The following is a 23,430-nucleotide window of genomic DNA, read 5'->3' as shown; positions in this document are numbered from 1 at the left end:
CTTACATGCTGATTGGCAACGCCATGATGATGGCGTCTTCGTGACCATCGGCCGTTGGATAGTAGTTGCGACGGATCGTCGCCTCGTTAAAGCCTAAGCTTTCGTACAGCGCGATAGCGGCCGCATTCGAGGCGCGCACTTCAAGCCACAGGGTCAAAATGCCACGCTTTTCCAGCTCATCGATCAGGTGCTCCAGCAGCTCACGCCCCAGGCCCCGGCGCTGAAAGTCAGGATCGACGGCGATATTGAACAACGTCGCTTCATCCAGTACGACCTGCGTAATTGCAAAGGCGGCCATCACGTCGTCAACCCTCAACTGAAAATTGAGGTAGCGATCGCCCTGGTTGCTGGCAAATGTTTTTTCACTCCACGGAAAAGCGTGGGCGCGTTTTTCAATCTGAAATGCTGCGGGTAAATCAGTCGGCTCGAGGGAAGAAATCGTGTTCATATGCGCAGATTTGTTGCCATAACGCGGCGCGTGCCGCTGGGTTTTCCCGTAATTCATTAAACGCAGGACTCTCGACCTGAGCGCCCTCCAGCAGCAGCGACTCTTCGGTTCCCAGCCGCCAGCTATTACAGCGACTGCCTTGCGGCAGCATGGCGACACGGTCAGGCGTCAGTTGTAAAACCTGATCCGGGCTAACGGTTAATGCACGTAAAATATCGCTGATCAACGGTTCGGTTAGCGCGGGTAACTGTGCAGCAACCATCACCAAACGGACATGCGCAGGAATGGAAATCGCGATCTCGCCCTGCAGTGCGCCAGGACGACGCAACGACCACTGCGTAATGCCCAGTTGCTGTAACTGCCAGTCTCGTCGGGATGTCATAGCGAAACACTCCTGTCTATCAGGGGCGCAAATATAGCAAATTTGTCGAATCCGTGCCATCAAACAACTATAATCCCCCGCTGTACAATTTAAGGAGCATTCCATGTCTGCTTTTACCCCGGCAAGTGAAGTCTTGCTGCGCCACAGTGATGATTTCGAACAAAGCCGTATTCTGTTTGCCGGTGATTTGCAGGATGACCTGCCTGCCCATTTTGAAAGCGCCGCAAGCCGTGCGCACACCCAGCAACTTCACCACTGGCAGGTGCTTAACCGCCAGATGGGCGACAACGTCCGCTTCAGCCTCGTCGCGCAGGCCGATGACGTTGCCGATAGCGATACGCTGATCTACTACTGGCCGAAGAATAAGCCGGAAGCCCAGTTCCAGTTGATGAACATTCTGTCGCTGTTACCGGTGGGCACCGATATTTTTGTTGTCGGTGAGAATCGCAGCGGTGTACGTAGCGCAGAGCAGATGCTGGCCGAATACGCACCGTTAAACAAAGTCGACAGCGCACGTCGCTGTGGCCTGTACCACGGTCGTCTGGAAAAACAGCCGGTCTTTGATGCAGAAAAATACTGGGATGAATACCAGACAGAAAATCTGACCATCAAAACGCTGCCGGGCGTCTTCAGCCGTGACGGTCTGGATGTTGGCAGCCAACTGCTGCTCTCCACGCTGACGCCGCACACCAAAGGCAAAGTGCTGGATGTCGGCTGTGGCGCAGGCGTTCTCTCCGTCGCCTTAGCCAGCCACTCGCCGAAAGTGCGCTTAACCCTGTGCGATGTTAGCGCAGCCGCCGTTGAAGCCAGCCGCGCAACGCTTGCAGCTAACGGCATTGAAGGTGACGTCATCGCCAGTAACGTCTTTTCTGACGTGACGGGTCGATTTGATATGATCATCTCCAACCCGCCGTTCCACGACGGAATGCAGACCAGCCTTGATGCCGCACAAACGCTGATTCGTGGCGCAGTGCGTCATCTCAACAGCGGTGGTGAACTGCGTATCGTGGCAAACGCCTTCCTGCCTTATCCGAAGGTTCTGGATGAAGTGTTTGGCTTCCATGAAGTTATCGCGCAGACCGGACGTTTCAAGGTCTATCGCACCGTGATGACGCGCCAGGCGAAAAAAGCCTAACTGCTCCAGGCCAGATAAGGCGTTTACGCCGCCATCCGGCGTGACACCGAGCAACGCCGGATGGCGCTATCGCTTATCCGGCCTACATAAAACGCCAAAAACCGAAGAAACGCCTTTTTTTTCGGCAATCACGTTAAGTTCGAAAATTAACTGTTGACGCCCTGCATAAAATCTCTAGAATTCGCCCCCGTGGTAACGATACTTTTTGAGTGTCGATGGTATGCGAAGGTGGCGGAATTGGTAGACGCGCTAGCTTCAGGTGTTAGTGTCCTTTCGGACGTGGGGGTTCAAGTCCCCCCCCTCGCACCATAATCCACGTTGATATTGCTCGCACTGGGCGAAGGTGGCGGAATTGGTAGACGCGCTAGCTTCAGGTGTTAGTGTCCTTAGGATGTGGGGGTTCGAGTCCCCCCCCTCGCACCAACGAGGCGATATCAAAAAAATAAGATGACTGTGCGAAGGTGGCGGAATTGGTAGACGCGCTAGCTTCAGGTGTTAGTGTCCTTAGGATGTGGGGGTTCGAGTCCCCCCCCTCGCACCAATTATCTTATTTCCCTCTCGATTTCCTTCTCTGTTTTGTTCATCCCTGATTCCAGTTCATCATTACCAAAACAATGCCACCAATCAGTGCCGCGCATGAAGGTAACAAAACAAAGTGCCGTAAACGTTTGTGGTACAGCATGAGCGAAGTCAGCAGTAATCCTAATACAATCATCACCTTCCATACGTAGACCGACAGGTCGCTATATGCCATCCCGGCAATCAGCATTCCCGGCAGCAGAACACCCCATCCACTGCCCAGCGTACGTTGCAACATGATTTCACCTATGACATTGATAATGATAACCAATATCATATGATAAAATTTCTCATTTGTCAGCCGTGAAGCACTATCAATTATATGAGTTTTACTTAACGATTGATGACATGAATAATCCAAGGTGATAAATTGCTCAGCGGTTAGCTCTTCAACTAAAAACAATAAAAACCTCTGCGAATGATACCCCGTTCGTTATTTGTTTTATTTACCAACACACCTTCGTACATTGCAGATAACTAACAATATTTACCTATGACAGTACAATCCTGGCGAACTCTGCGCACAAAAAAATACCAACTCTCTTTACGACTGTTTCTACTGCTCAACGCAGTCTCCGCGCTGTTTACGCTTTTTTTCCCACTGTTTGCGGTCAAAGCCTTATCAGTACCGGCGTTGCTGATGCTGGTGATGAGTACACTGCTGCTGGTATGGCATGGGAAATACGCGGATAAAAGAATTAATCTCCCTTTTATTTCAATCGTTTTTGGCTTGTTATGGGCGTTACATATATTCTTGAAATATAACGCTCTAGGTCAGAATGATTATTATTTCCTGTTAATAGCGCTGCTCAGCGTACTGTTTATTGGCTCTATCGCTTTTGCCAATAATATCATCGCGTTTACGCTCCACTCACTCCCCTCCGTCGCCGTTTGTTTATGGCTTAACGGCAGCGAACATGGTTTGCGGATTTTCTATTTTATGGCGCTGCCTATGGCCGGTATCGCCATCCAGCATGTGATACAAAAGCGCTACGATGGATTCGCTCAGCAACTGATGTACAAACTGCTGGAGGAAAGGGAAACCCTGAACGGGCTCAGCATGCTCGACCCGCTAACCGGTTTGTATAATCGCCGGGGGCTGCAACACCGGCTCGATACGCTGTTGGCTCTGAGTAATTCGAGGCACTTCGTTCTGCTGCTGGATATCGACCATTTCAAATCCTATAACGATCATTACGGACATATGATGGGCGACCAGGCGTTGATCCGTGTTTCTGCCGCCATCCGAGACTCCGTACGCTCCCGGGACGTGGTGGCGCGTTTTGGCGGTGAAGAATTTATGATTTTGCTGACTGCGGTCGATCCACAGCAGGCCCAGGCTGCCGCCGAACGTATCCGCCAGAAAGTGTACGACCTTAAAATCCCTCACATGTTTAATGAGAGCGTGGCAACCAACGTAACCGTCAGTATCGGCATTGCACCTCTGGTAGAACAGGATATTGATGCTGCTATCGCCAAAGCGGATAAAGCCCTTTACGAGGCCAAGAATCTTGGGCGTAACAATACCCTGGTCAGCGATGAGCTGCGGGTAAACTGCCCCTCTACCTGAGCTTTCTGTGCGCTGCCGCTCGGGATGGCGACAAAGATCTTGCCATCGCTCAATGTCAATTATAGGATTAGCAATCATTATCATTAAGATTAACATCCTTATATCGACATGGCTTATCGTTCCGCACCGATCGTTGAAGATGTCATCTGGCGTAGCCATCTCCCCTCAGAGATGCCCTCGCTGGCTGCTGCCGTACGCGCAACGATAGCCAAAACTCGCGAGCACCTGCTGGACTTCATTCGTCTTGACGAAACACCTGTGCCAGGTGCAATGACGCTGCATGAATGGACGCAACCGGCGACGCTTAGCTCACTGCTGGCCGTTTATTCAGACCATATCTATCGCAACCAACCCACGCTACCCCGCGAAAATAAGCCCCTGATTTCTCTTTGGGCGCAATGGTATATCGGCCTGATGATGCCTCCGTTAATGGTGGCCCTACTGACGCAAAAAGAGGCTATCGACGTCTCTCCTGAACATATGCGCGTAGAGTTTCACGAAACGGGCCGTGCGGCCTGCTTCTGGATCGACGTCCATCAGGATCACCAGGCAACAGCTCTGTCCCCTCAACAACGCATGGAAACGCTGATTCTCTCAGCGCTGACGCCGGTTGTGCAGGCGCTGGAAGCGACGGGCGAGATCAACGCGAAGCTTATCTGGAGCAACACCGGATATTTAATTCACTGGTATCTAACGGAAATGAAGCCGTTGCTAGGTGAGGAACTGCTGACCACGCTGCGCCAGACCTGCTTTTTTGAGAAACAACTCTCCTGCGGTCAGGATAACCCTCTGTGGCGAACCGTTGTTCCGCGTGAGGGGCTGTTAGTACGCAAAACCTGCTGCCAACGCTATCGCCTGCCTGACGTTCAGCAATGCGGAGACTGCACGCTGAAGTAAGCGAGGAGCCGTAGCCCCTCGCCAGATATTTATGCAACCTGCTGGTTTTCCTCTTCCATACGCTGCGCCTCTTCTTTTTCCTGCGCCAATAGCTGCTTTTCGTAGACCTTAAAGAACGGGAAGTAGATCACGGCCGACACCAGCGCCAACAGCACCACCAGAATAGCCGCACGATAATCCCAGCCTAATGCCCATGCAGCTCCAACCGGTGCCGGTGCGGTCCAGGGAACCACTGAAATGACCCGCCCAATTAAATCCAGTTTCATCGCCGCCCAGGCCAGTACCGCATTAACCATCGGGGCCAGCAGGAAGGGGATAAAAAACACCGGGTTCATGACAATCGGCGTACCAAAAATCACCGGTTCGTTAATATTAAAAATGCTGGGGACTACGCTCAGACGCCCAATCGAGCGTAGATGAGCCGAACGACTACGCAGATAGCAAATCACCAACCCCATTGTTGCACCTGACCCTCCGACCACAATAAAGAACGTCCAGAACGCTTCCATAAAGATATGCGGTAACGGCGCGCCCTGCGCCAGCGCCGACTGGTTCATCCCAAGATTAGTTAGCCAGAACATTTGCAGCATTCCCGACACAATTGCCGCGCCGTGAATACCCGCAAACCACAATAGATGTCCAATCAATACCGCCAGAAGTATCGCCGGGAGAGAATCTGCAGCCGACACCAATGGTTTAAAAATGGCCATAATGGCCTGCGGGATCAGCATGTCAAACTGCGACTGTATCACCAGACTCAGCGGGTACAGCGTCAGTACTACCACCAGCACCGGGATCAGCAGATCGAAAGAGTTTTTGATCATCGGCGGCACCTGATCGGGTAAACGGATGCCGATGTTGTGCGCCTTCAGGAAGCGCATCATTTCAACACAGTAAATGGCCACCAGGATGGCGGTGAAAATCCCCGTTCCTCCCAGGCTATCAACCGGCATTGTGCCTTTGGTTTTTGGCGCGGCAATCAGCAAAAAAGCCATGATTGATAGCATCGCACACATAAACGGATCTAACTGATGCGACTTCACATAGTGCTTGCCCAGGTTATAAGCAATAGCCGCACATATGTAGACCGACATAATCCCCATCGTCATATCAAACGGTGTGAGGATTTGGCCTTCAAACTGTTTTGCCAGATCCAGCCACGCGCGAGCAAATCCCCAAGTGGTATCCGGAGAAAAAGGCGGGTAGGCAAAAACCAGCAGAAAAGAGCCTACAATCATAAAAGGCATCGCCGAAATAAAACCGTCGCGAATGGCCATTACATGTCGTTGTGAAGAGATGCGCCCGGCAACAGGGCTGACGTAATTTTCAACAAAGCGGAAAATCACGTTAAACACAGCATGGTTAGTAGACATAGCCGTTCTCCCGTTGTGCAAAACCCTGCAACCGTGCTGGCATCAACACCGCCACCACGTAAAGCCCATTACCACTTTTCGCAACCGTGCCGGGAGGAACACCAGCGCTACCGCTTTTCGAGTTAAGTTTCATAGATGGCTCTTATTATGTGATACAGAGGAAGTGACAACTTCAGTATTAATCGTCATTTCAGCATTCTGCAACCGGTTACTGTAACCGGTTTCTTTGATTGTGAAGACGATCGAAAAACTGCTAATGTTGCTATGTTGTTACAATAAAATATTTACAGTGTGGTTGCCCCTATGACAAATTACATCCTGCAGTTTTCTGCTGTGCAGGGCTATCTGTAAGCGATAGGGAGAGAAGAATGAGTTTGCAATCAGTACGCCAATTCCTGGCGCAACATGCACCAGATATCGAGATAATCGAATTAAACCAGAGCACAGCAACCGTTGATCTGGCAGCAAAAGCCCATAACGTTGAACCTGGCCAAATAGCGAAAACACTTTCGCTAAAGGTGAAGAACGATATCATCCTGGTCGTGGCAAAAGGCGATGCCCGACTGGATAATAAAAAGCTTAAGAGTACGTTCGGTGCCAAAGCCCGAATGTTAAGTAGTGATGAGGTCGTGAACGCGACGGGGCACCCCGTTGGCGGCGTTTGCCCCTTCGGATTAGAAACACCGATATCAGTGTACTGTGATGTTTCTCTGAAACACTACGCTGAAGTGCTGCCTGCCGCAGGTGCCATCCACAGCGCGGTTCGCATCACGCCTGAAAGGATGGTTGAACTGACTTCTGCCACCTGGGTTGACGTGTGTCAGTAATGTTTCACGCGCTAAACCGGCTGCCAAGCCCGGCAAGAAACACGTCAACGTTGCCCGTCACGAAACCGCCTGCATAAAAGGCGCTGGCTCGCCGGCACGCAGATACAACAGGATGTCGGCGGCATCCAATAACCCGGCATCCGAGCTGACCCCCAGTTTGGACATCACATTAAATTTGTGTGCCCGAATGGTTTTGATGTTCCGTTCAAGCTGAACAGCAATCTGTGGCATCGAATAACCATTCGACATAAAGCGCAGTATTTCTCGTTCTGTCGGGCTGAGCATACGGCTTTGATTAATATACCAATGGTTTTTCGTGCCTTCGGTTCCCCGGCCAGGGCTGCTTAACGCCGTAAATAACGCGTCCTGCAACACCGTTAACGAAGAAGCTTTACTCACAACGCCATCTAACGGCAAGGGGGACAGGGAACCAATTAAACGCGCTTCAGCGTCATCATCGGCAATCACCACACGGCGAATCCGCGGATAATTTATCGCCAGCTCCGTTAAATAGGTCAACCCTGCTCTTCGATCGGTTCTGATTGCAGAGAGGGAAAAAATAACTGCCGAAAACGACATCTTTAACATTGCCTGGCTAAAAGCGGGCTGGTTTGAAAAGAGATGAAGTTTATATTGGTCATCCGGCATGGTATTAAATAAACTCTTAATACCCACGCTGCTCATCGTGCACTTTTCTACCAGTGCAACGTTTCTTTTGATGATTCTGCTTTCCATTCTGTGGTTTCTCCATAAACTGAAGGTAAATTAAGTTCTCGCGATCCTTGAGAACTATTTATCCAGGCATACATTTCTGCATTGCTATTTATCGACAAGCGACGCATAGCGCTATTCTTTTGGGCACTGATTGTTTTATTGCTTTTTTTCAGCAACGCCGCAATCTGGTTAATCCCCCATCCTTTCCCAAGGAGGCGCAATACTTTTCTTTCAGAGAGAGTGAGAACGATAGATCGTGCGCTATGGTCTAACAATTGCGGCATAGCAGGCGGAGAGAGCAGCGCCTTGCTTATCCTCTCTGCTCGTGTATTTCCCGCGTGAATGACATTCACTAAACTTTCAATCGGCTCGGCGTCAGAGAGCAGCGAGCTGACAGGACACATCAGTAGTTCAACCGCCAGAGGATAAAAGATACGAGATACGAGAAATACCCAGTGAATATCACGGTATTGAGATAATAAAGAATAATATTGTTCGCAAACTGCACGTGGATGATTGCAGTCTCCGGTTAAATCAGCAATTACCAAATCAGCACACCGTAGCTGTAATAACGTCAGTTCTTCAACAGAACGACAGTAGGTAAGTTCGTAATCGGAGAACTTTCCCTGCATTATACCTTTAAGCCCAGTTTGTATAATCGGTGATTTACTAATAATAATTGCGTTTTTGCAGCGTCCTGGCAACATATCCCCTCCACACTCACCAGTCCGCAATCGTACTTAATTAAATTCTCCCGGGTGGATTAATAATCTTAACTCACAGGAAAATACTCCGAACAATAAGCGGGGTGAATTGTTATCCTTGGTATTTATTTCAAAAAGTATTGACGGCACCATCCAAATAGTGCCAAATTCTAAGCTATTATTGCACAATTACGTATAAATACATTATCTGTACAATTATAATAACTACAATAGATCGTTAGCATGGCTTACGTATTTGCCATCCGGGAAAATAACGCTACATTTCAATCATGTCTCCCCCCTCGTAACTTAGCGAACGGGAGCGTTAAGATGCCACAACCGTATCACCTGTGTCTTTTTTCGACACAAAGATTGATCTTAGCCAGAGCCAGCGGGCTCACGCTTCATGATAAAAAGAAGACATTCGTCACTCAAAGAGATCCTTTTCAGTCAGAGCGAGCCATGCAAACAGAGCAGTCGTCACAGCGAACGGTTACACGGTTATGTATTCAATGCGGACTTTTTTTACTTCAGCATGGGGCAGAAAGCGCTCTGGTTGACGAGTTATCCACCCGCCTCGGGCTGGCACTTGGCATGGATAGCGTAGAAAGCGCCATCTCCTCTAACGCTATCGTCCTGACCACTATTAAAGACGGGCAATGCCTGACATCAACGCGAAAAAATCAGGATCGCGGCATTAATATGCACGTCGTGACGGAAGTGCAGCACATTGTCATTTTGGCGGAACATAAACTGCTGGATATTAAAGGGGTAGAGAAACGCTTTAGCCAGATTAAGCCGCTACGCTATCCAAGATGGCTGGTCGCCTTCATGGTCGGCTTGTCCTGCGCCTGCTTTTGTAAGCTCAATAACGGCGGATGGGATGGTGCGGTGATCACCTTTTTCGCCAGCATGGTGGCAATGTATATCCGCCAGATTCTGGCGTCCCGGCATTTGCACCCGCAAATTAACTTTTGCATCACCGCGTTTGTGGCGACAACGATTTCTGGTCTGCTGCTGACGCTACCGACGTTTAACCACACCCCGACCATCGCCATGGCCGCCAGCGTGCTGCTGCTGGTTCCGGGCTTTCCGCTGATCAACTCCGTCGCGGATATGTTTAAGGGACACATTAATACCGGGCTCGCCCGCTGGGCGATTGCCAGTTTGCTTACACTGGCGACCTGCATTGGCGTAGTCATGTCGATGACCTTATGGGGGCTGCGCGGATGGGCGTGATCGATTTCATATTGGCGTTAATGCAGGACATGATCCTGTCGGCGATCCCGGCGGTAGGCTTTGCCATGGTATTTAATGTCCCTCATCGGGCGCTCCCCTGGTGTGCGTTACTCGGCGCGCTCGGCCACGGTTCGCGAATGGTAATGATGAGCGCAGGGTTTAATATCGAATGGTCGACCTTTATGGCATCGTTGCTGGTCGGCTGCATTGGGATCCAGTGGTCGCGTTGGTATCTGGCACATCCGAAAGTCTTTACCGTTGCGGCAGTGATCCCGATGTTCCCTGGGATCTCCGCCTACACCGCCATGATCTCGGCGGTAAAAATCGGTCATTTTGGCTACAGCGAAGCGCTGATGATCACCCTGCTGACCAATTTCCTGAAAGCCTCATCGATCGTCGGCGCGCTCTCCATCGGACTATCCGTGCCAGGGTTATGGCTGTATCGCAAACGCCCGCGCGTTTGACGGTGCACTTTCTTTAATGCCCTGCAGAGAGGGGAATCTCCCCCTCATCTGCTGCTCTCCTTCTTCTCTGTGTTACTATAAAAGCAGTCCCCTTCTCGGTTGTTGTTCAGTATTGAGAAACATTATGCCCTGCAAAATTTTGACGCCAGACGTCACTAGCATTGACGCCTTACTACACGATCACCACGCCGTGCTGGCCAAGTCTGCGGGTGGCGCCGTAGCCGTATTCGCTAACAATGCGCCAGCGTTTTACGCGGTGACGCCTGCGAGACTGGCTGAGCTGTTGGCGCTTGAGGAGAAACTGTCACGCCCGGGAAGCGATGTGACATTAGATGATCAATTTTATGAAGAGCCGCAAGCCGCTCCCGTTGCCGTACCAATGGGGAAATTTGCGATGTACGCTGCCTGGCAGCCTGATGCCGATTTTCAGCGTCAGGCTGCTTTATGGGGCGTAGCGTTGAGAGAGCCGGTTACTGCTGAAGAGCTGGCCTCATTTGTTGCCTACTGGCAGGCTGAAGGAAAAGTCTTTCACCATATTCAGTGGCAGCAAAAACTGGCGCGCAGCATTCAGATTGGAAGGGCCAGCAATGGCGGAATGCCAAAGCGCGATGTGAACAGCGTCAGTGAACCTGACAGCCACATTCCACCGGGTTTTAGAGGATAACGATGAAAAACGTTGGCGACCTGATGAAACGTCTGCAAAAAATGATGCCACCTAATGTCGAGCCCGCCTTTAAAACGGGCGAAGAACTGCTGGCATGGCAAAAAGAGCAAGGTGAAATTCGTGCCGCAGCGCTGGCCCGCGAAAACCGGGCTATGAAAATGCAGCGCACATTCAACCGTTCCGGTATCCGTCCGCTGCATCAGAACTGTTCGTTCGAAAACTATCGGGTAGAGTGCGAAGGTCAGATGAACGCCCTGAGCAAAGCCCGCCAGTATGTTGAAGAGTTTGACGGCAACATCGCCAGCTTTATCTTCTCCGGCAAACCCGGCACCGGCAAAAACCATTTAGCCGCCGCCATCTGCAACGAACTGCTGCTGCGCGGCAAGTCGGTGTTGATCATTACCGTGGCCGATATCATGTCGGCGATGAAAGAAACGTTCAGTAATCGTGAAACCAGCGAAGAACAGCTGCTCAACGATCTGAGCAATGTGGATCTGCTGGTGATCGACGAGATCGGCATGCAGACCGAATCCCGCTATGAAAAAGTGATCATTAATCAGATTGTCGATCGCCGTTCGTCCTCAAAACGTCCGACCGGTATGTTAACTAACAGCAATATGGATGAAATGAACAAGCTGCTGGGTGAGCGCGTGATGGATCGTATGCGCCTTGGCAACAGTCTGTGGGTCATTTTTAACTGGGAAAGCTACCGTAGTCGGGTAACCGGTAAAGAGTATTAACGTATTAGGACCACTCCTAAGACTGCCAGCGCTATACTGCGCTGAAAAGGCATAACACGAGTTGCATATAATGATGAAAACTACCAAACGTCTGCTGTGCTGTGCGCTTGCCGCCAGCACGCTCATCTCCACCAGCGTTTTCGCCGCCTCCTGGCAGGATTCGCTCTCCAGCGCGGCCAGTGAGCTGAGCAAACAAAGCTCCGGCTCGCAAAGCAGCTCGTCGCTCTCTTCCCTGACCAGCCTGCTGAACGGCAGCAATCAGTCTTTGACCTCCAGCAGCATGAATAACGTCGCCGGGATCCTGGAATACTGCGCTAAACAGAAACTGGCCTCGGTCACCGACGCGCAAAACGTCAAAAACCAGGTGCTGGATAAACTGGGACTCAGCGCGCCAGAGCAGAAACAAGATACCAACTATATGGACGGTATTCAGGGTCTGCTCAACGCCAAAGATGGTCAACAGCTGAACCTGAGCACGATCGGTAACAGCTCACTGGCACAGCAGGTAAAAACCAAGGCTTGCGATCTGGTGTTAAAACAGGGCATGAACTTCATTTCCTGACGCACGACATGCCGCGTATAACCTGCGCGGCATCTATTTATTTTCGACAATACATTCACATTCCAAATAAACAGTATTTCTCCACAAAAACGCGCATATCTAAACCAATTCTGAATAACAACGTAATTTAATGTCACTACAATTGCAGCAATGTAACAACGCTATTACATTGTTCTCTCACCAAATGATTAGCCTGCCAGGCAATTGCCCGGTTTACTGAGGATCGACCGTTGTCAGAATTAATCTCCATCACTCTGTTTCTCGCTTCAGTGCTGATTTATGCCTGGAAAGCGGGTCGCAACACCTGGTGGTTTGCCGCCACGTTAACGGTGCTGGGGATTTTTATTGTCTTGAATATCACGCTTTATGCCAGTGACTATTTCACCGGCGACGGGATCAATGACGCGGTTCTCTATACGCTGACCAACAGCCTGACCGGCGCAGGCATCGGCAAATATATCCTGCCGGGCGTTGGGATCGCGCTGGCGCTGACTACCGTTTTTGTCGCTCTCGGCTGGATCCTACGCCGCCGTCGCCATCATCCACATCATGTGGGTTACAGTCTGCTGGCCCTGCTGCTGGCGCTGGCCTCCGTTGACGCCAGCCCGGCGTTTCACCAGATAACCGAACTGGTGAAGTCGCAGTCACGCGATGGCGACCCGGATTTCCCGACGTATTATAAAGAGCCATCGAAAACCATTCCCAATCCGAAGCTGAACCTGGTGTATATCTACGGTGAGAGCCTCGAACGCACCTATTTTAATAACGACGCGTTCCCGGATCTGACCCCGGAACTCGGCGCGTTGAAAAACGAAGGTCTGGATTTCAGCAATACCATGCAGCTGCCGGGTACGGATTACACCATCGCGGGCATGGTCGCCTCCCAGTGCGGTATTCCGCTGTTTGCGCCGTTTGAAGGCAACGCCTCTGCGTCGGTTTCAAGTTTCTTCCCTAACAATATTTGTCTGGGCGATATCCTGAAAAACTCCGGCTATCAGAACTACTTTGTGCAGGGTGCCAACCTGCGCTTTGCTGGCAAAGACGTGTTCCTGAAATCTCACGGCTTTGACCATCTGTATGGTGCGGAAGAGTTAAAAAGCGTGGTGGCGGACCCGACCTATCGTAACGACTGGGGCTTCTACGACGATACCGTGCTGGACGAAGCGTGGAAAAAATTCGAAGAGCTTTCGCGCTCGGGCCAGCGTTTTTCACTGTTTACCCTGACCGTGGATACCCATCATCCGGATGGATTTATCTCCCGTAGCTGCAACCGTAAACGTTATGACATCGACGGGAAGGCCAACCAATCGTTCAGCGCGGTCAGCTGCAGCCAGGAAAACATTGCCGAATTTATCAATAAAATCAAAGCATCGCCGTGGTTTAAAGATACCGTTATCGTGGTGTCTTCCGATCATCTGGCGATGAACAACACCGCATGGAAGTATCTGAACAAGCAGGACCGCAACAACCTGTTCTTCGTACTGCGCGGCGATCAACCGCAACAGGACACGCTGGCGGTAAAGCGTAACACGATGGATAACGGCGCAACGGTACTGGATATTCTCGGCGGCGATAACTTTATCGGCCTTGGCCGCAGCAGCTTGTCGAGCGAATCCGTCTCGGAAGTGTTCCTGAACATCAAAGAAAAAATGCTGGCGTGGAAGCCCGATATCATTCGCCTGTGGAATTTCCCGAAAGAGATGAAAGAGTTCACCGTCGACCAGGACAAAAATATGATCTCTTTCTCCGGCAGTCATTTCCGCCTGCCGCTGCTGCTGCGCGTATCGGACAAACGCGTCGAGCCGCTGCCGGAAAGCGAATACTCTGCCCCGCTGCGCTTCCAGCTGGCAGATTTCGCCCCACGCGATAACTTCGTCTGGGTCGATCGCTGCTACAAAATGGCGCAACTGTGGGCGCCGGAGCTGGCACTCTCTACCGATTGGTGCGTATCACAGGGGCAACTGGGCGGACAGCAAATCGTACAGCACGTCGATAAAGCCAAGTGGAAAAGTAAAACCGTATTTAAAGACACGGTGATCGACATGGAGCGCTATAAAGGTAACGTCGATACGCTGAAAATTGTCGATAATGACATTCGCTACAAAGCAGATAGCTTCGTTTTCAACGTGGCGGGCGCGCCGGAAGAGGTCAAACAGTTTAGCGGCATTTCACGCCCCGAATCCTGGGGACGCTGGTCCAATGCGCAGCTCAGCGAAGAAGTAACGATTGAGTACAAAGCCCCGCTACCGAAGAAATTCGATCTGGTCATTACCGCGAAAGCCTTCGGTGACAATGCCAATCGCCCGATCCCCGTGCGCGTTGGCAACGAGGAGCAGACGCTGGTGTTAGGCCATGACGTCAGCACCACCACCTTACATTTTGATAACCCGGCGGATGCCGATACGCTGGTAATTGTTCCACCCGATCCGGTCGCCACCAACGAGGGCAATATTCTCGGTCACTCACCGCGTAAGCTGGGGATCGGGATGGTTGAAATCAAAGTCGTGGCTCAGGGTTCGTAACATGAAAGGCCTGATAGCGCTTTGCCTATCAGGCCTATCGTAAACCGAATGTATTGTCTGAAAAAAAACAGCGCCCAACACCACACCGGGCGCTGCATGGCAACCTTATTCCAGACCGTTCACCGCCTGGCGCATACCCTGCACCAGAATCATCTCCAGATTGGCCGTCACCTGCCCGGCAAGCCCAGGTAACAACGTCAAATCCTCTCCCCAGTGTGCCGCATCGCCAAGCACGGCATCCACCAGTTCACGCAACGTTAAATCGTTGCCAACTCGCGGCCACAGGCTGGCATACAGGCTTACCCACTGCTCATCATCCTGTATCGGATAGCGTTCCCCGTCGCGCTCTGCACGATAAAACGCCAGCAGCGCAGCGAGGGCAAACGTTAACCGCACGGGCCAGCGCCCATTGTGCTGACCCGCCAGCAGCTGCGGCAAAATTCGGGTGCGGAATTTGGTCATCCCGTTAAGCGCAATGGAAAGCAACTGGTGGCGAATGTAGGGGTTCTGAAAACGCCCGCTCACCGCATCGGCAAATTCACGCAATTCGTCCGCCGGGAGATCCAACACCGGAATAATCTCCTCACTAATCGCCCGCTCGACAAAGCGGCGGACATCAGCATCCTGCATCGCCTCGCCAACGGTCTCCAGCCCGCACAGCCACGCGACCGGCACCAGAGCCGTATGCGCACCATTGAGGATAGCGACCTTGCGCTCTTTGTACGGTTTGATATCGCTCACCACACGGATATTCAGCGGACACTGCGCCAGCTTCAGCTCCTCTGCCAGCCACTGCGGCCCCTGGATCACAAACAGGTAAAAATGCTCCGCGGTATCGAGAAACGCATCGTGATAGCCAAGCGTAGCCTCCAGCGTAGCGGCTTCTTCGCGCGGGTAGCCGGTGACAATGCGGTCGACCAGCGTGGAACAAAACGTGTTTGCCGTCTCCACCCAGTCGGCAAATGCCGGAGGAAGCTGCCACTCCTGCGCATACCGCAACACCAGCGTTTTGAGCGCCTCACCGTTATAGTCGATAAGCTCGCACGGGATAATTACCCAGCCCTTATCCACCGCGCCCGCAAAGTGGTTAAAACGCTCCAGCAACAGGCGTGTCAGCTTGGCCGGAAAACTCACCGGCGGCTCATCATCCACACGGTCAGCTGCGTGATAGCTAATTCCGGCTTCGGTGGTATTCGAAAACACAAAACGGATGTCCGCATTGTGCGCCAGCGCCAGATACGCCGCGAAATCCTGATACGGGTTGATTTCGTTATTCACCGAACGGATAAGCCGTGCCTCACTCACTGCCTCACCCTGCTCGTTTAGCCCGCGAATAAGCGTGGTATACAGCCCGTCCTGGGTATTCAGCGACGGCGGAAAATCGGTATTGATCGGGCGAACGATGGTCACGCCAGCGTTCAGATCGGTTTGCTCGTTGAGGATATCCAGTTGCCAGTCAACAAACGCCCGCAGGAAGTTACCTTCACCAAACTGGATCACGCGCGTTGGGTAGCTGGCCCCCGGAAAATCACGTCGATTCAATGTCTTCATCGCATTTCCCCTCTCAGAACGTGATCACGCCTTTAATCAGTTCACGATTGTTAATCACATCCCGTTCGTAGATTTCTGCCAGTGTGGCAAACGCGTAACGGTGCGTGAGCATCATGTCGGCGGTAAGTTTGCCTTCCGACATCAAACGGCCCACTTTGGCGAAATCTTCCGGCGTGGCGTTGCGACTGCCCATCATGGTGGTCTCTTTCTTGTGGAACTCAGGGTCAGAGAACTGTAAATCGCCTTTGAACAGCCCAACGAAAACGATGCTGCCGCCATGACGAATCAGATTCACCGTGTTGTTCATCGCATGCTGACTCCCCGTGGCATCAATAACCTTTTGCGCCAACGAACCGCCAAACTGGTCACGCAACTGCGTATCAAAATCTTCAGCGGATGGGTCGATAACCGGGAGTCCCAACCGGGAAGACACGTGCTCCCGGCGTGCTGGACTGGTATCGGCAACCACCACCTGTGCGCCATCGGCTTTGGCAATCGCTGCCGCCCCCAGACCAATCGGACCCGCGCCGACCACCAGCACCTGCTCACCAGGAGCCACCGCCGCCCGGCGTACCGCATGCGCGCTGATGGCGTAAGGCTCAATCAGCGCCGCCGCCTGCGGGTCAATCCCCTGCGCGTCCAACAGGTTGGTCACCGGAACGGACAGATATTCACTGAAACCGCCATCCTGGTGCACGCCAATCACTGAAATCTTCTCGCAGCAGTTGGTGCGCCCGCTCAGGCATGCCGGACACTGCTGGCAGGCCACGTAAGGAATAACCGCCACCTGCTGACCATTTTTCAGATTCTGTATATTCTTACCCAGACCGACAATTTCCCCACATATTTCATGCCCTAATACACGCGGGTAGCTGAAAAAAGGTTGATTGCCACCCCAGGCATGAATATCAGTACCACAAATTCCTACCGACTTAATTTTAATTAATGCTTCACCCTCACCCGGAATAGGTATTTCGCGCTCTTTCCAGACTAATTTTTTAGGTTCCTGGCAAATCAACGTATTCATCGTAGACATGATTCTGCTCTCCTGTTTTTTTGTTGCCTCAGATATCAACGAAAATAAAAAGGACGGAGAAAGCAGAAACACAATCTGTGAATTCCAGCGCATAAAAATGTTTTAAATCGGGTTTTAATAGATAAAAAGGAGAAGCCATGAGCCGTTCGCAGAACTTACGCCACAATGTGATTAACCAGATAATCGATGATATGGCGCGTGGTCATATCCCTTCCCCACTCCCCTCACAAAGCGCACTGGCGGAGATGTACAACATCAGCCGCACCACCGTGCGCCATATGCTGAGCCACTTAGGCGAGTGCGGCGTGCTGACCCAGGTCGGCAGCCACTATGTCATCGTGCGAAAACCCGACCATGACGACGGTTTTGCCTGCACCACTGCCTCCATGACCGAGCAAAACCGGATTTTTGAGCAGGCGTTTTTCACCATGATCAACCAGCGACAGCTGCGTGCAGGCGAGAGCTTCTCCGAACTGCAGCTTGCCAGAGCCGCAGGCGTCAGCCCGGTGGTAGTGCGGGAATATCTTTTAAAATTCGAGCGTTACAACCTGATTAAAAACGAAAAACGCGGTCAGTGGAGCATGAAGCAATTCGATCAGGCCTATGCTGAACAGCTGTTTGAACTCAGAGAGATGCTGGAAACGCATTCTCTGCAGCATTTCCTCAATCTGCCCGATGATGACCCGCGTTGGTTGCAGGCTAAAACGCTGCTGGAGCGCCATCGGATCCTGCGCGACAGCATTGGCAGCAGCTTTCGCATGTTCTCGCAGTTAGATCGTGAGTTCCATGCTTTGCTACTCTCTGCTGCCGATAATGTATTTTTTAATCAATCACTTGAAATCATCTCCGTGATTTTCCACTTCCACTATCAGTGGGATGAGAGCGACCTCAAGCAGCGTAACATCATTGCCATTGATGAGCATATGACCATCCTCAGCGCGCTGATCTGTCGCAGCGACCTGGATGCCACCCTGGCGCTCTGTAACCATTTGAATTCAGCCAAACAATCGATGATTCGCTCCATCAACCAGGGTTGTAACGTCGCTCATTAAGTACCGATAAAAAACAGCAAATCATTACCGGGAGCACGATTTTATAAAAATAAAAACGCCTGAAAAATACCTCTTGCCTATGCTCACGCTAAGTCGACTGCATTAAAAACTTTTGTGAGCGGTGATGAGCAAATTGATTCATCACTGGTATTTTTTCAATACTGCACAGTCCTGCTGTGTGAAAAATAAATTATTGAGGTTCAGGAGTCCGGCGTGGAAAAAAATAATATTACCCTCGACCCAAGTTCTTCGTTTGGCACGTCGTCATCTGCGGATATTAATGTTCCGCCTGAGGGCATGGTGCAACGCAGTAGCCGAATTAAACGTATCCAGACCACAGCAATGATTTTATTATTTTTTGCTGCGGTGATTAATTACCTCGACCGCAGCTCACTGTCTGTCGCCAACTTAACGATTCGTGAAGAACTGGGGCTGAGCGCCACGCAAATCGGCGTGCTGCTGTCGGTATTCTCTCTCGCTTACGGTATTGCGCAACTGCCCTGCGGTCCGCTGCTGGATCGCAAAGGTCCGCGCATTATGCTGGGATTGGGGATGTTCTTCTGGTCGCTGTTTCAGGCGATGTCCGGCATGGTGCACAGCTTCACCCAGTTTGTGTTGGTGCGTATCGGGATGGGGATCGGCGAAGCGCCAATGAACCCGTGCGGCGTAAAGGTCATCAACGACTGGTTTAACATCAAAGAGCGCGGCCGCCCGATGGGATTATTCAACGCCGCCTCCACCATCGGGGTTGCCATTAGCCCGCCGATTCTGGCTGCCATGATGCTGGTAATGGGCTGGCGCTGGATGTTCATCACCATTGGCGTGCTGGGTATTTTCCTCGCCATCGGCTGGTACATGCTGTATCGCAACCGCGAGCAAATTGAGCTGAGCGCCACGGAACAAGCGTACCTGAACGCCGGTAGCGTCAATGCCCGCCGCGATCCGCTGAGCTTTGCCGAATGGCGCAGCCTGTTCCGCAACCGTACCATGTGGGGCATGATGCTGGGCTTTAGCGGCATCAACTATACCGCATGGCTATACCTGGCCTGGCTGCCGGGCTACCTGCAAACCTCCTACAACCTGGATTTAAAAAGCACCGGATTAATGGCGGCGATCCCGTTCTTGTTTGGCGCAGCCGGCATGCTGATTAACGGTTTTGTCACCGACTGGCTGGTGAAAGGCGGTATGGCGCCGATCAAGAGCCGTAAGATTTGTATTATCGCCGGGATGTTCTGCTCCGCAGCCTTCACCTTCGTCGTGCCGCAGGCCACAACGTCAATGGCCGCCGTGTTACTGATCGGTATGGCGCTGTTCTGTATCCACTTCGCAGGTACCTCGTGCTGGGGTCTGATCCACGTCGCCGTCGCCTCACGTATGACAGCTTCCGTGGGCAGTATCCAGAACTTTGCCAGCTTTATCTGCGCGTCGTTCGCACCGATCGTCACCGGTTTTATTGTTGATACCACCAACTCTTTCCGCCTGGCGTTGATCATCTGCGGCTGCGTCACCATGGTGGGTGCCCTCGCCTACATCTTCCTGGTTCGCCAACCCATCAGCGATCCGCGTAAAGATTAATCCTCCAGATGCCCGATAACACCGCGTTTATCGGGCATGTTATGCTCCTCGTATGAACATCACCTTGCGCGCTACTACTCTGGCAGACACTGCCGCTCTTCCCGCCATCGAACGATCTGCGGGGCAACGTTTTTTACGCATCCCCGAACTGGCGTGGATTGCTGAAGACCAGATGTTATCCGCTGCTCAGCATCAGGCTTTTGCCGCCGCTGGCATGAGCTGGCTGGCGCAGGTCGATGCGCTTCCGGTCGGTTTTTTGGTTGCCGAAACGCTGGGGTCATCGCTGTTTATTGCTGAACTGTCGCTGCATCTGGAGTGGCAGGGAAAAGGAATTGGCCGCAGATTGATTGAGTATGTTGCCGAACACGCGCGCAAGAAAGGTTACACGTCGCTCACGCTGACCACCTTCCGCGATGTGCCGTGGAATGCGCCATGGTACGCGCGACTGGGATTTGAAATGCTGGCTGACGAGACGCTGCCTGCAAAGTTGCGCCAGAAAAGAGAAGAGGAAGCGGCGCATGGACTGGCATTTGAATCGCGCTGCGCCATGCACCTGATGTTGCGCTAATTGCCCGATGGCGGCTACGCCTTATCGGGCCTACGTAACATTTCCGGTAAGCCGATAAGCGGCAGCACCATTCGGCAACCACGTATCTTTCCCGTAGGCCGGATAAGCGGCAGCGCCATCCGGCAACCACGTATCTTTCCCCGTAGGCCGGATAAGCGACGGCGCCATCCGGCAACCACGTAACTTTCCCGTAGGCCGGATAAGCGGCAGCACCATCCGGCAACCACGTATCTTTCCCCGTAGGCCGGATAAGCGACAGCGCCATCCGGCATCACAGGCTTAGAACGTTTCCCAGTTGTCCCCGGCATCCGTTACCGCGGCTTTGCGCGGCTGGACCGTTGAAACCGGTTTAGCGGCCGCAACGTCACGCGCGCGCTGTTGGTCATGCTGGATACGGAACACGGCAACGGCCTGAGTCAGGCGGCTGGCCTGCTCTTCCAGCGCCGCAGCGGCGGCGGCGGATTCTTCCACCAGCGATGCGTTCTGCTGCGTCACGCGATCCATCTCGGCAACGGCCAGACCCACCTGGTCAATACCGCGGCTCTGTTCATCAGAAGCAGAGGCGATTTCACCCATGATATCGGTCACGCGGGTTACCGCATTGACGATCTCATCCATGGTTTCACCGGCACTTTCTACCAGCGTTGAACCAACATCCACGCGGCTGACCGAGTCTTCAATCAGGCTCTTAATCTCGCGCGCGGCCTGCGCACTACGCTGGGCCAGGTTACGCACTTCACCCGCAACCACCGCAAATCCACGGCCCTGCTCACCCGCACGTGCTGCTTCTACCGCGGCGTTGAGCGCCAGAATGTTAGTCTGGAAGGCAATGCCGTCGATGACGCTGATAATGTCGGCGATTTTCTGCGAACTGGACGCGATGTCACGCATAGTTTGCACCACGTTATCCACCACTTTGCCGCCTTTCTGCGCGGTTTCAGAAGCACTCAGCGCCAAATGGCTGGCCTGACGCGCATTTTCGGCGTTCTGCTTCACGGTCGCCGTCAGCTGTTCCATGCTGGCTGCGGTTTCTTCCAGAGATGCAGCCTGCTGCTCGGTACGAGAGGAGAGATCGTTATTGCCCATCGCAATCTCGCTGGCTCCGCTGTAAATCGCGTTGGCACCGTTACGCACGTCACCCACGGTATTCATCAGCTCACCCTGCATGTGACGCAGGCTTTCCGCCAGCTGTCCAATCTCGTTGGACCCTTCCACTTCAATACGTTTCACCAGGTCACCGCTGGCGATATGACGAATGCTGTCGATCAGACGGTTCATTGGAGAGATAAGGGTCAGCTTGATACCAAACCACACCGCAATAATCGCCGCCAGTACGGTAATCAGCACACAAACCAACACCCACATCGCCTGGCTGTAAGAGCTGTTGTTATCTGCCACCGCGATGTCATACAGGCGATCGTTCTGCTGCATGTAGTTGATATATTGCTTCTCAAAACCATCCTGATAGCTCTGTGTCGGTTGATCAAAGAATGCGTTGATCTTCCCGTCACCCAGTAACTGGATCAGCTCCGCCAGCGCGCCGTGGTAGATGTCATAGGTGCGATTGATCTCCTGGAACGCGGCTTCGCTTTGACGCGGATCGCGTGGGAGCGACTCGTAAATCGCCCAGTTTTTTTCCGTCAGTTTCAGCGCCGTACTCGCCACCTGCATCAGCTCGGCAACGGTCGCGCCGCTGCCGATATTGCTCTGATCCATCATGTAGCGAATGCCTGCCCGGTTCAGGGTGTTACGCGTTTGCAGCAGCTCAACCCAGGTGGCGTTCAGTGCAGACTGTTGCTGGCGAATGGTTTGCAGAACGGTAAAGTTCTCTTTGTCATTCTTAAGTGAGTTAAAAAACAAGCCGCCCGAGGCGAGCTGTAAAAGGCCAAATAACGCCAATACCAGCAGTAAGCTGGTAACAATCTTCATTCGTTTTAACATGTTTTCTCTTTCCGCTAGACAGATACTCTGGTTTTCGGCCTGGAAAGAGAAAACTTTATGGTGCCAGCAATTGCCACAGAATTATCGTTTTCACATTAAATACCGTTCCCTATGACAAATTACGCAAAAAATTAGTCGTTCCATTACGTCTTAGGTGTAGGATTCCGTTTTTTGAAGGAAAGGATGCTTCTATGTTAAATCGCGATTTTGATCACCTATCCACCCTCGCACACCACTTTTTTGAACGTGAAGATATTCGCCAAAAGCTCAATATCATCGATCAGTACAACATCTCCGGTTGGGAAGTCTGGATGCAGATAGAATTTGCCAATCTGCTAGCTTCGACGGGTCATGAATGGTGGCGTGAGCAAACTCTTGCTTGCGATCTCCGGAAAAATCCACAGCGCTTGTCTGTACGTGCAGATTTCTTGTTGCGGAAAAAAGGCTGGACGCAGGATAGCTACATTGCGCTTGAACTCAAACAGAACCAGGATCCGACAAGCTGCGTCAGAAATATGATTGCTGATTTGGTTAAAAGCGCAAAAATCAAACGTTCGGAATTAGAGCTGCGTAGCTTCTGGACGCTGGGGGTAACGCCTCGCATAGATAAAGAGCGCCTCGATGAACTCATTGACTACTATCTGGATGAAAAATATTACCTGACTAAATCACGTAAGAAACATGTATTGCTCAGAGACATCGAACATACGCCTTACTGTTATATCGTAATCTGAGTCTCTCAGTGAGGTGCTTTGTCAGTGGGAAAACACGGCATGTAGACAGGCAAACACTATAATGCCGTGATCTCAATCACATAAATTTCCCCGTTCCCCCCGCAGTTTACCGCTCACTGACACTTGAGACCGCTTAAGCTGACATACAACCGC

At 52.0% G+C, this 23,430-nt stretch carries 24 protein-coding genes and 3 tRNA genes; 17 read left to right on the top strand and 10 right to left on the bottom strand.

What is annotated here, in order from left to right:
* Window position 1 precedes the first annotated feature (1 nt).
* Entirely contained in the window at window positions 2–448 is a 447-nt protein-coding gene (rimI, locus tag OGY17_RS09130) for a ribosomal protein S18-alanine N-acetyltransferase (protein WP_003829985.1), read from the bottom strand.
* Window positions 417–830: a DNA polymerase III subunit psi gene (gene holD / locus OGY17_RS09125; protein WP_286606977.1), complete on the bottom strand. Its 414-nt coding sequence runs from the start codon at window positions 828–830 to the stop codon at window positions 417–419. The genes rimI and holD overlap by 32 nt, the downstream gene beginning before the upstream one ends.
* A 103-nt stretch (window positions 831–933) precedes the next feature.
* On the opposite strand from holD, the gene rsmC reads away from it, so the two are divergent.
* The 4 genes from rsmC to OGY17_RS09105 all read left to right on the top strand — a co-directional run bounded on the left by rsmC (window position 934) and on the right by OGY17_RS09105 (window position 2,506).
* The gene (rsmC, locus tag OGY17_RS09120) at window positions 934–1,965 is read left to right on the top strand and encodes a 16S rRNA (guanine(1207)-N(2))-methyltransferase RsmC (protein ID WP_008786123.1); all 1,032 of its coding nucleotides are present in this window, start codon (window positions 934–936) and stop codon (window positions 1,963–1,965) included.
* A gap of 222 nt (window positions 1,966–2,187) precedes the next feature.
* Window positions 2,188–2,274 (top strand) — tRNA-Leu (locus tag OGY17_RS09115).
* Between the two features lie 28 nt (window positions 2,275–2,302).
* Window positions 2,303–2,388: transfer RNA gene (locus OGY17_RS09110), tRNA-Leu, on the top strand.
* Window positions 2,389–2,420: 32 nt separating this feature from the next.
* Window positions 2,421–2,506 (top strand) — tRNA-Leu (locus OGY17_RS09105).
* A gap of 39 nt (window positions 2,507–2,545) precedes the next feature.
* Here OGY17_RS09105 and OGY17_RS09100 read toward each other — a convergent pair.
* Entirely contained in the window at window positions 2,546–2,782 is a 237-nt protein-coding gene (locus OGY17_RS09100) for a DUF1435 domain-containing protein (protein WP_003019100.1), read from the bottom strand.
* A 255-nt stretch (window positions 2,783–3,037) separates the two neighbouring features.
* Here OGY17_RS09100 and OGY17_RS09095 point away from each other — a divergent pair, with 255 nt between their 5' ends.
* Both OGY17_RS09095 and fhuF read left to right on the top strand, forming a co-directional pair.
* The gene (locus tag OGY17_RS09095) at window positions 3,038–4,114 is read left to right on the top strand and encodes a GGDEF domain-containing protein (RefSeq protein ID WP_003829994.1); all 1,077 of its coding nucleotides are present in this window, start codon (window positions 3,038–3,040) and stop codon (window positions 4,112–4,114) included.
* 108 nt (window positions 4,115–4,222) lie between these two features.
* A complete protein-coding gene (fhuF, locus tag OGY17_RS09090) occupies window positions 4,223–5,011 on the top strand; it encodes a siderophore-iron reductase FhuF (protein ID WP_048236180.1) in 789 nt (262 codons plus the stop codon).
* A 29-nt stretch (window positions 5,012–5,040) separates the two neighbouring features.
* Here fhuF and OGY17_RS09085 read toward each other — a convergent pair whose 3' ends face one another.
* Window positions 5,041–6,384, bottom strand: coding sequence for a PTS cellobiose transporter subunit IIC (locus OGY17_RS09085; protein ID WP_003829998.1), 1,344 nt, complete (start codon window positions 6,382–6,384; stop codon window positions 5,041–5,043).
* The gene (locus OGY17_RS09080) at window positions 6,374–6,517 is read right to left on the bottom strand and encodes a hypothetical protein (RefSeq protein WP_020996240.1); all 144 of its coding nucleotides are present in this window, start codon (window positions 6,515–6,517) and stop codon (window positions 6,374–6,376) included. The genes OGY17_RS09085 and OGY17_RS09080 overlap by 11 nt, the downstream gene beginning before the upstream one ends.
* A gap of 235 nt (window positions 6,518–6,752) precedes the next feature.
* Here OGY17_RS09080 and OGY17_RS09075 point away from each other — a divergent pair, with 235 nt between their 5' ends.
* Complete coding sequence (locus OGY17_RS09075; protein ID WP_048236181.1) at window positions 6,753–7,211, top strand: YbaK/EbsC family protein; 459 nt, start codon at window positions 6,753–6,755, stop codon at window positions 7,209–7,211.
* Window positions 7,212–7,268: 57 nt separating this feature from the next.
* Here OGY17_RS09075 and bglJ read toward each other — a convergent pair whose 3' ends face one another.
* Both bglJ and OGY17_RS09065 read right to left on the bottom strand, forming a co-directional pair.
* On the bottom strand, window positions 7,269–7,946 hold the full coding sequence (gene bglJ, locus OGY17_RS09070) for a DNA-binding transcriptional activator BglJ (RefSeq protein ID WP_008786120.1): 678 nt from the start codon (window positions 7,944–7,946) through the stop codon (window positions 7,269–7,271).
* Window positions 7,907–8,632 (bottom strand): helix-turn-helix transcriptional regulator, encoded by a 726-nt coding sequence (locus OGY17_RS09065; protein ID WP_008786119.1) that lies wholly within the window; start codon window positions 8,630–8,632, stop codon window positions 7,907–7,909. The genes bglJ and OGY17_RS09065 overlap by 40 nt, the downstream gene beginning before the upstream one ends.
* A 459-nt stretch (window positions 8,633–9,091) precedes the next feature.
* Between OGY17_RS09065 and OGY17_RS09060 the strand changes: the two genes are divergently transcribed.
* From OGY17_RS09060 to opgB, 6 genes are all read left to right on the top strand, one after another.
* Window positions 9,092–9,868, top strand: a complete 777-nt coding sequence (locus tag OGY17_RS09060) for a threonine/serine exporter family protein (protein ID WP_003830006.1) — start codon at window positions 9,092–9,094, stop codon at window positions 9,866–9,868.
* Window positions 9,859–10,332, top strand: coding sequence for a threonine/serine exporter (locus OGY17_RS09055; protein WP_020996241.1), 474 nt, complete (start codon window positions 9,859–9,861; stop codon window positions 10,330–10,332). Before OGY17_RS09060 ends, OGY17_RS09055 begins: the two co-directional genes overlap by 10 nt.
* 124 nt (window positions 10,333–10,456) lie before the next feature.
* Entirely contained in the window at window positions 10,457–10,996 is a 540-nt protein-coding gene (gene dnaT / locus OGY17_RS09050) for a primosomal protein DnaT (RefSeq protein ID WP_008786116.1), read from the top strand.
* A 2-nt stretch (window positions 10,997–10,998) separates the two neighbouring features.
* Complete coding sequence (gene dnaC, locus OGY17_RS09045; protein ID WP_003019133.1) at window positions 10,999–11,736, top strand: replicative helicase loader DnaC; 738 nt, start codon at window positions 10,999–11,001, stop codon at window positions 11,734–11,736.
* Between the two features lie 70 nt (window positions 11,737–11,806).
* Window positions 11,807–12,298 (top strand): YjjA family protein, encoded by a 492-nt coding sequence (locus tag OGY17_RS09040; RefSeq protein ID WP_048236182.1) that lies wholly within the window; start codon window positions 11,807–11,809, stop codon window positions 12,296–12,298.
* A gap of 230 nt (window positions 12,299–12,528) precedes the next feature.
* The gene (gene opgB, locus OGY17_RS09035; protein ID WP_008786114.1) at window positions 12,529–14,820 is read left to right on the top strand and encodes a phosphatidylglycerol--membrane-oligosaccharide glycerophosphotransferase; all 2,292 of its coding nucleotides are present in this window, start codon (window positions 12,529–12,531) and stop codon (window positions 14,818–14,820) included.
* A 105-nt stretch (window positions 14,821–14,925) separates the two neighbouring features.
* Here the strand turns inward: opgB and OGY17_RS09030 are convergent, their stop codons facing one another.
* Window positions 14,926–16,371, bottom strand: a complete 1,446-nt coding sequence (locus OGY17_RS09030; RefSeq protein ID WP_048236184.1) for a tagaturonate reductase — start codon at window positions 16,369–16,371, stop codon at window positions 14,926–14,928.
* A gap of 13 nt (window positions 16,372–16,384) precedes the next feature.
* On the bottom strand, window positions 16,385–17,407 hold the full coding sequence (locus OGY17_RS09025) for a zinc-binding alcohol dehydrogenase family protein (protein ID WP_060682791.1): 1,023 nt from the start codon (window positions 17,405–17,407) through the stop codon (window positions 16,385–16,387).
* 137 nt (window positions 17,408–17,544) lie between these two features.
* On the opposite strand from OGY17_RS09025, the gene OGY17_RS09020 reads away from it, so the two are divergent.
* The 3 genes from OGY17_RS09020 to OGY17_RS09010 all read left to right on the top strand — a co-directional run bounded on the left by OGY17_RS09020 (window position 17,545) and on the right by OGY17_RS09010 (window position 20,602).
* Complete coding sequence (locus OGY17_RS09020) at window positions 17,545–18,459, top strand: GntR family transcriptional regulator (protein WP_003830023.1); 915 nt, start codon at window positions 17,545–17,547, stop codon at window positions 18,457–18,459.
* A gap of 213 nt (window positions 18,460–18,672) precedes the next feature.
* Complete coding sequence (locus OGY17_RS09015) at window positions 18,673–20,034, top strand: MFS transporter (RefSeq protein ID WP_003845612.1); 1,362 nt, start codon at window positions 18,673–18,675, stop codon at window positions 20,032–20,034.
* A gap of 52 nt (window positions 20,035–20,086) precedes the next feature.
* Window positions 20,087–20,602, top strand: a complete 516-nt coding sequence (locus tag OGY17_RS09010; protein ID WP_286606974.1) for a GNAT family N-acetyltransferase — start codon at window positions 20,087–20,089, stop codon at window positions 20,600–20,602.
* A gap of 279 nt (window positions 20,603–20,881) precedes the next feature.
* Here the strand turns inward: OGY17_RS09010 and tsr are convergent, their stop codons facing one another.
* On the bottom strand, window positions 20,882–22,543 hold the full coding sequence (gene tsr / locus OGY17_RS09005; RefSeq protein ID WP_008786110.1) for a methyl-accepting chemotaxis protein: 1,662 nt from the start codon (window positions 22,541–22,543) through the stop codon (window positions 20,882–20,884).
* Between the two features lie 191 nt (window positions 22,544–22,734).
* Between tsr and OGY17_RS09000 the strand changes: the two genes are divergently transcribed.
* Window positions 22,735–23,277, top strand: coding sequence for a hypothetical protein (locus OGY17_RS09000; protein ID WP_003830032.1), 543 nt, complete (start codon window positions 22,735–22,737; stop codon window positions 23,275–23,277).
* Window positions 23,278–23,430 lie beyond the last annotated feature (153 nt).

The sequence above is a fragment of the Citrobacter sp. Cpo126 genome (genome assembly GCF_030332445.1).
Taxonomy (GTDB): Bacteria; Pseudomonadota; Gammaproteobacteria; order Enterobacterales; family Enterobacteriaceae; genus Citrobacter; species Citrobacter portucalensis.
The sequence above is the reverse complement of the archived record's forward strand: the minus strand, read 5'-3'. Positions and strand labels throughout refer to the sequence as shown.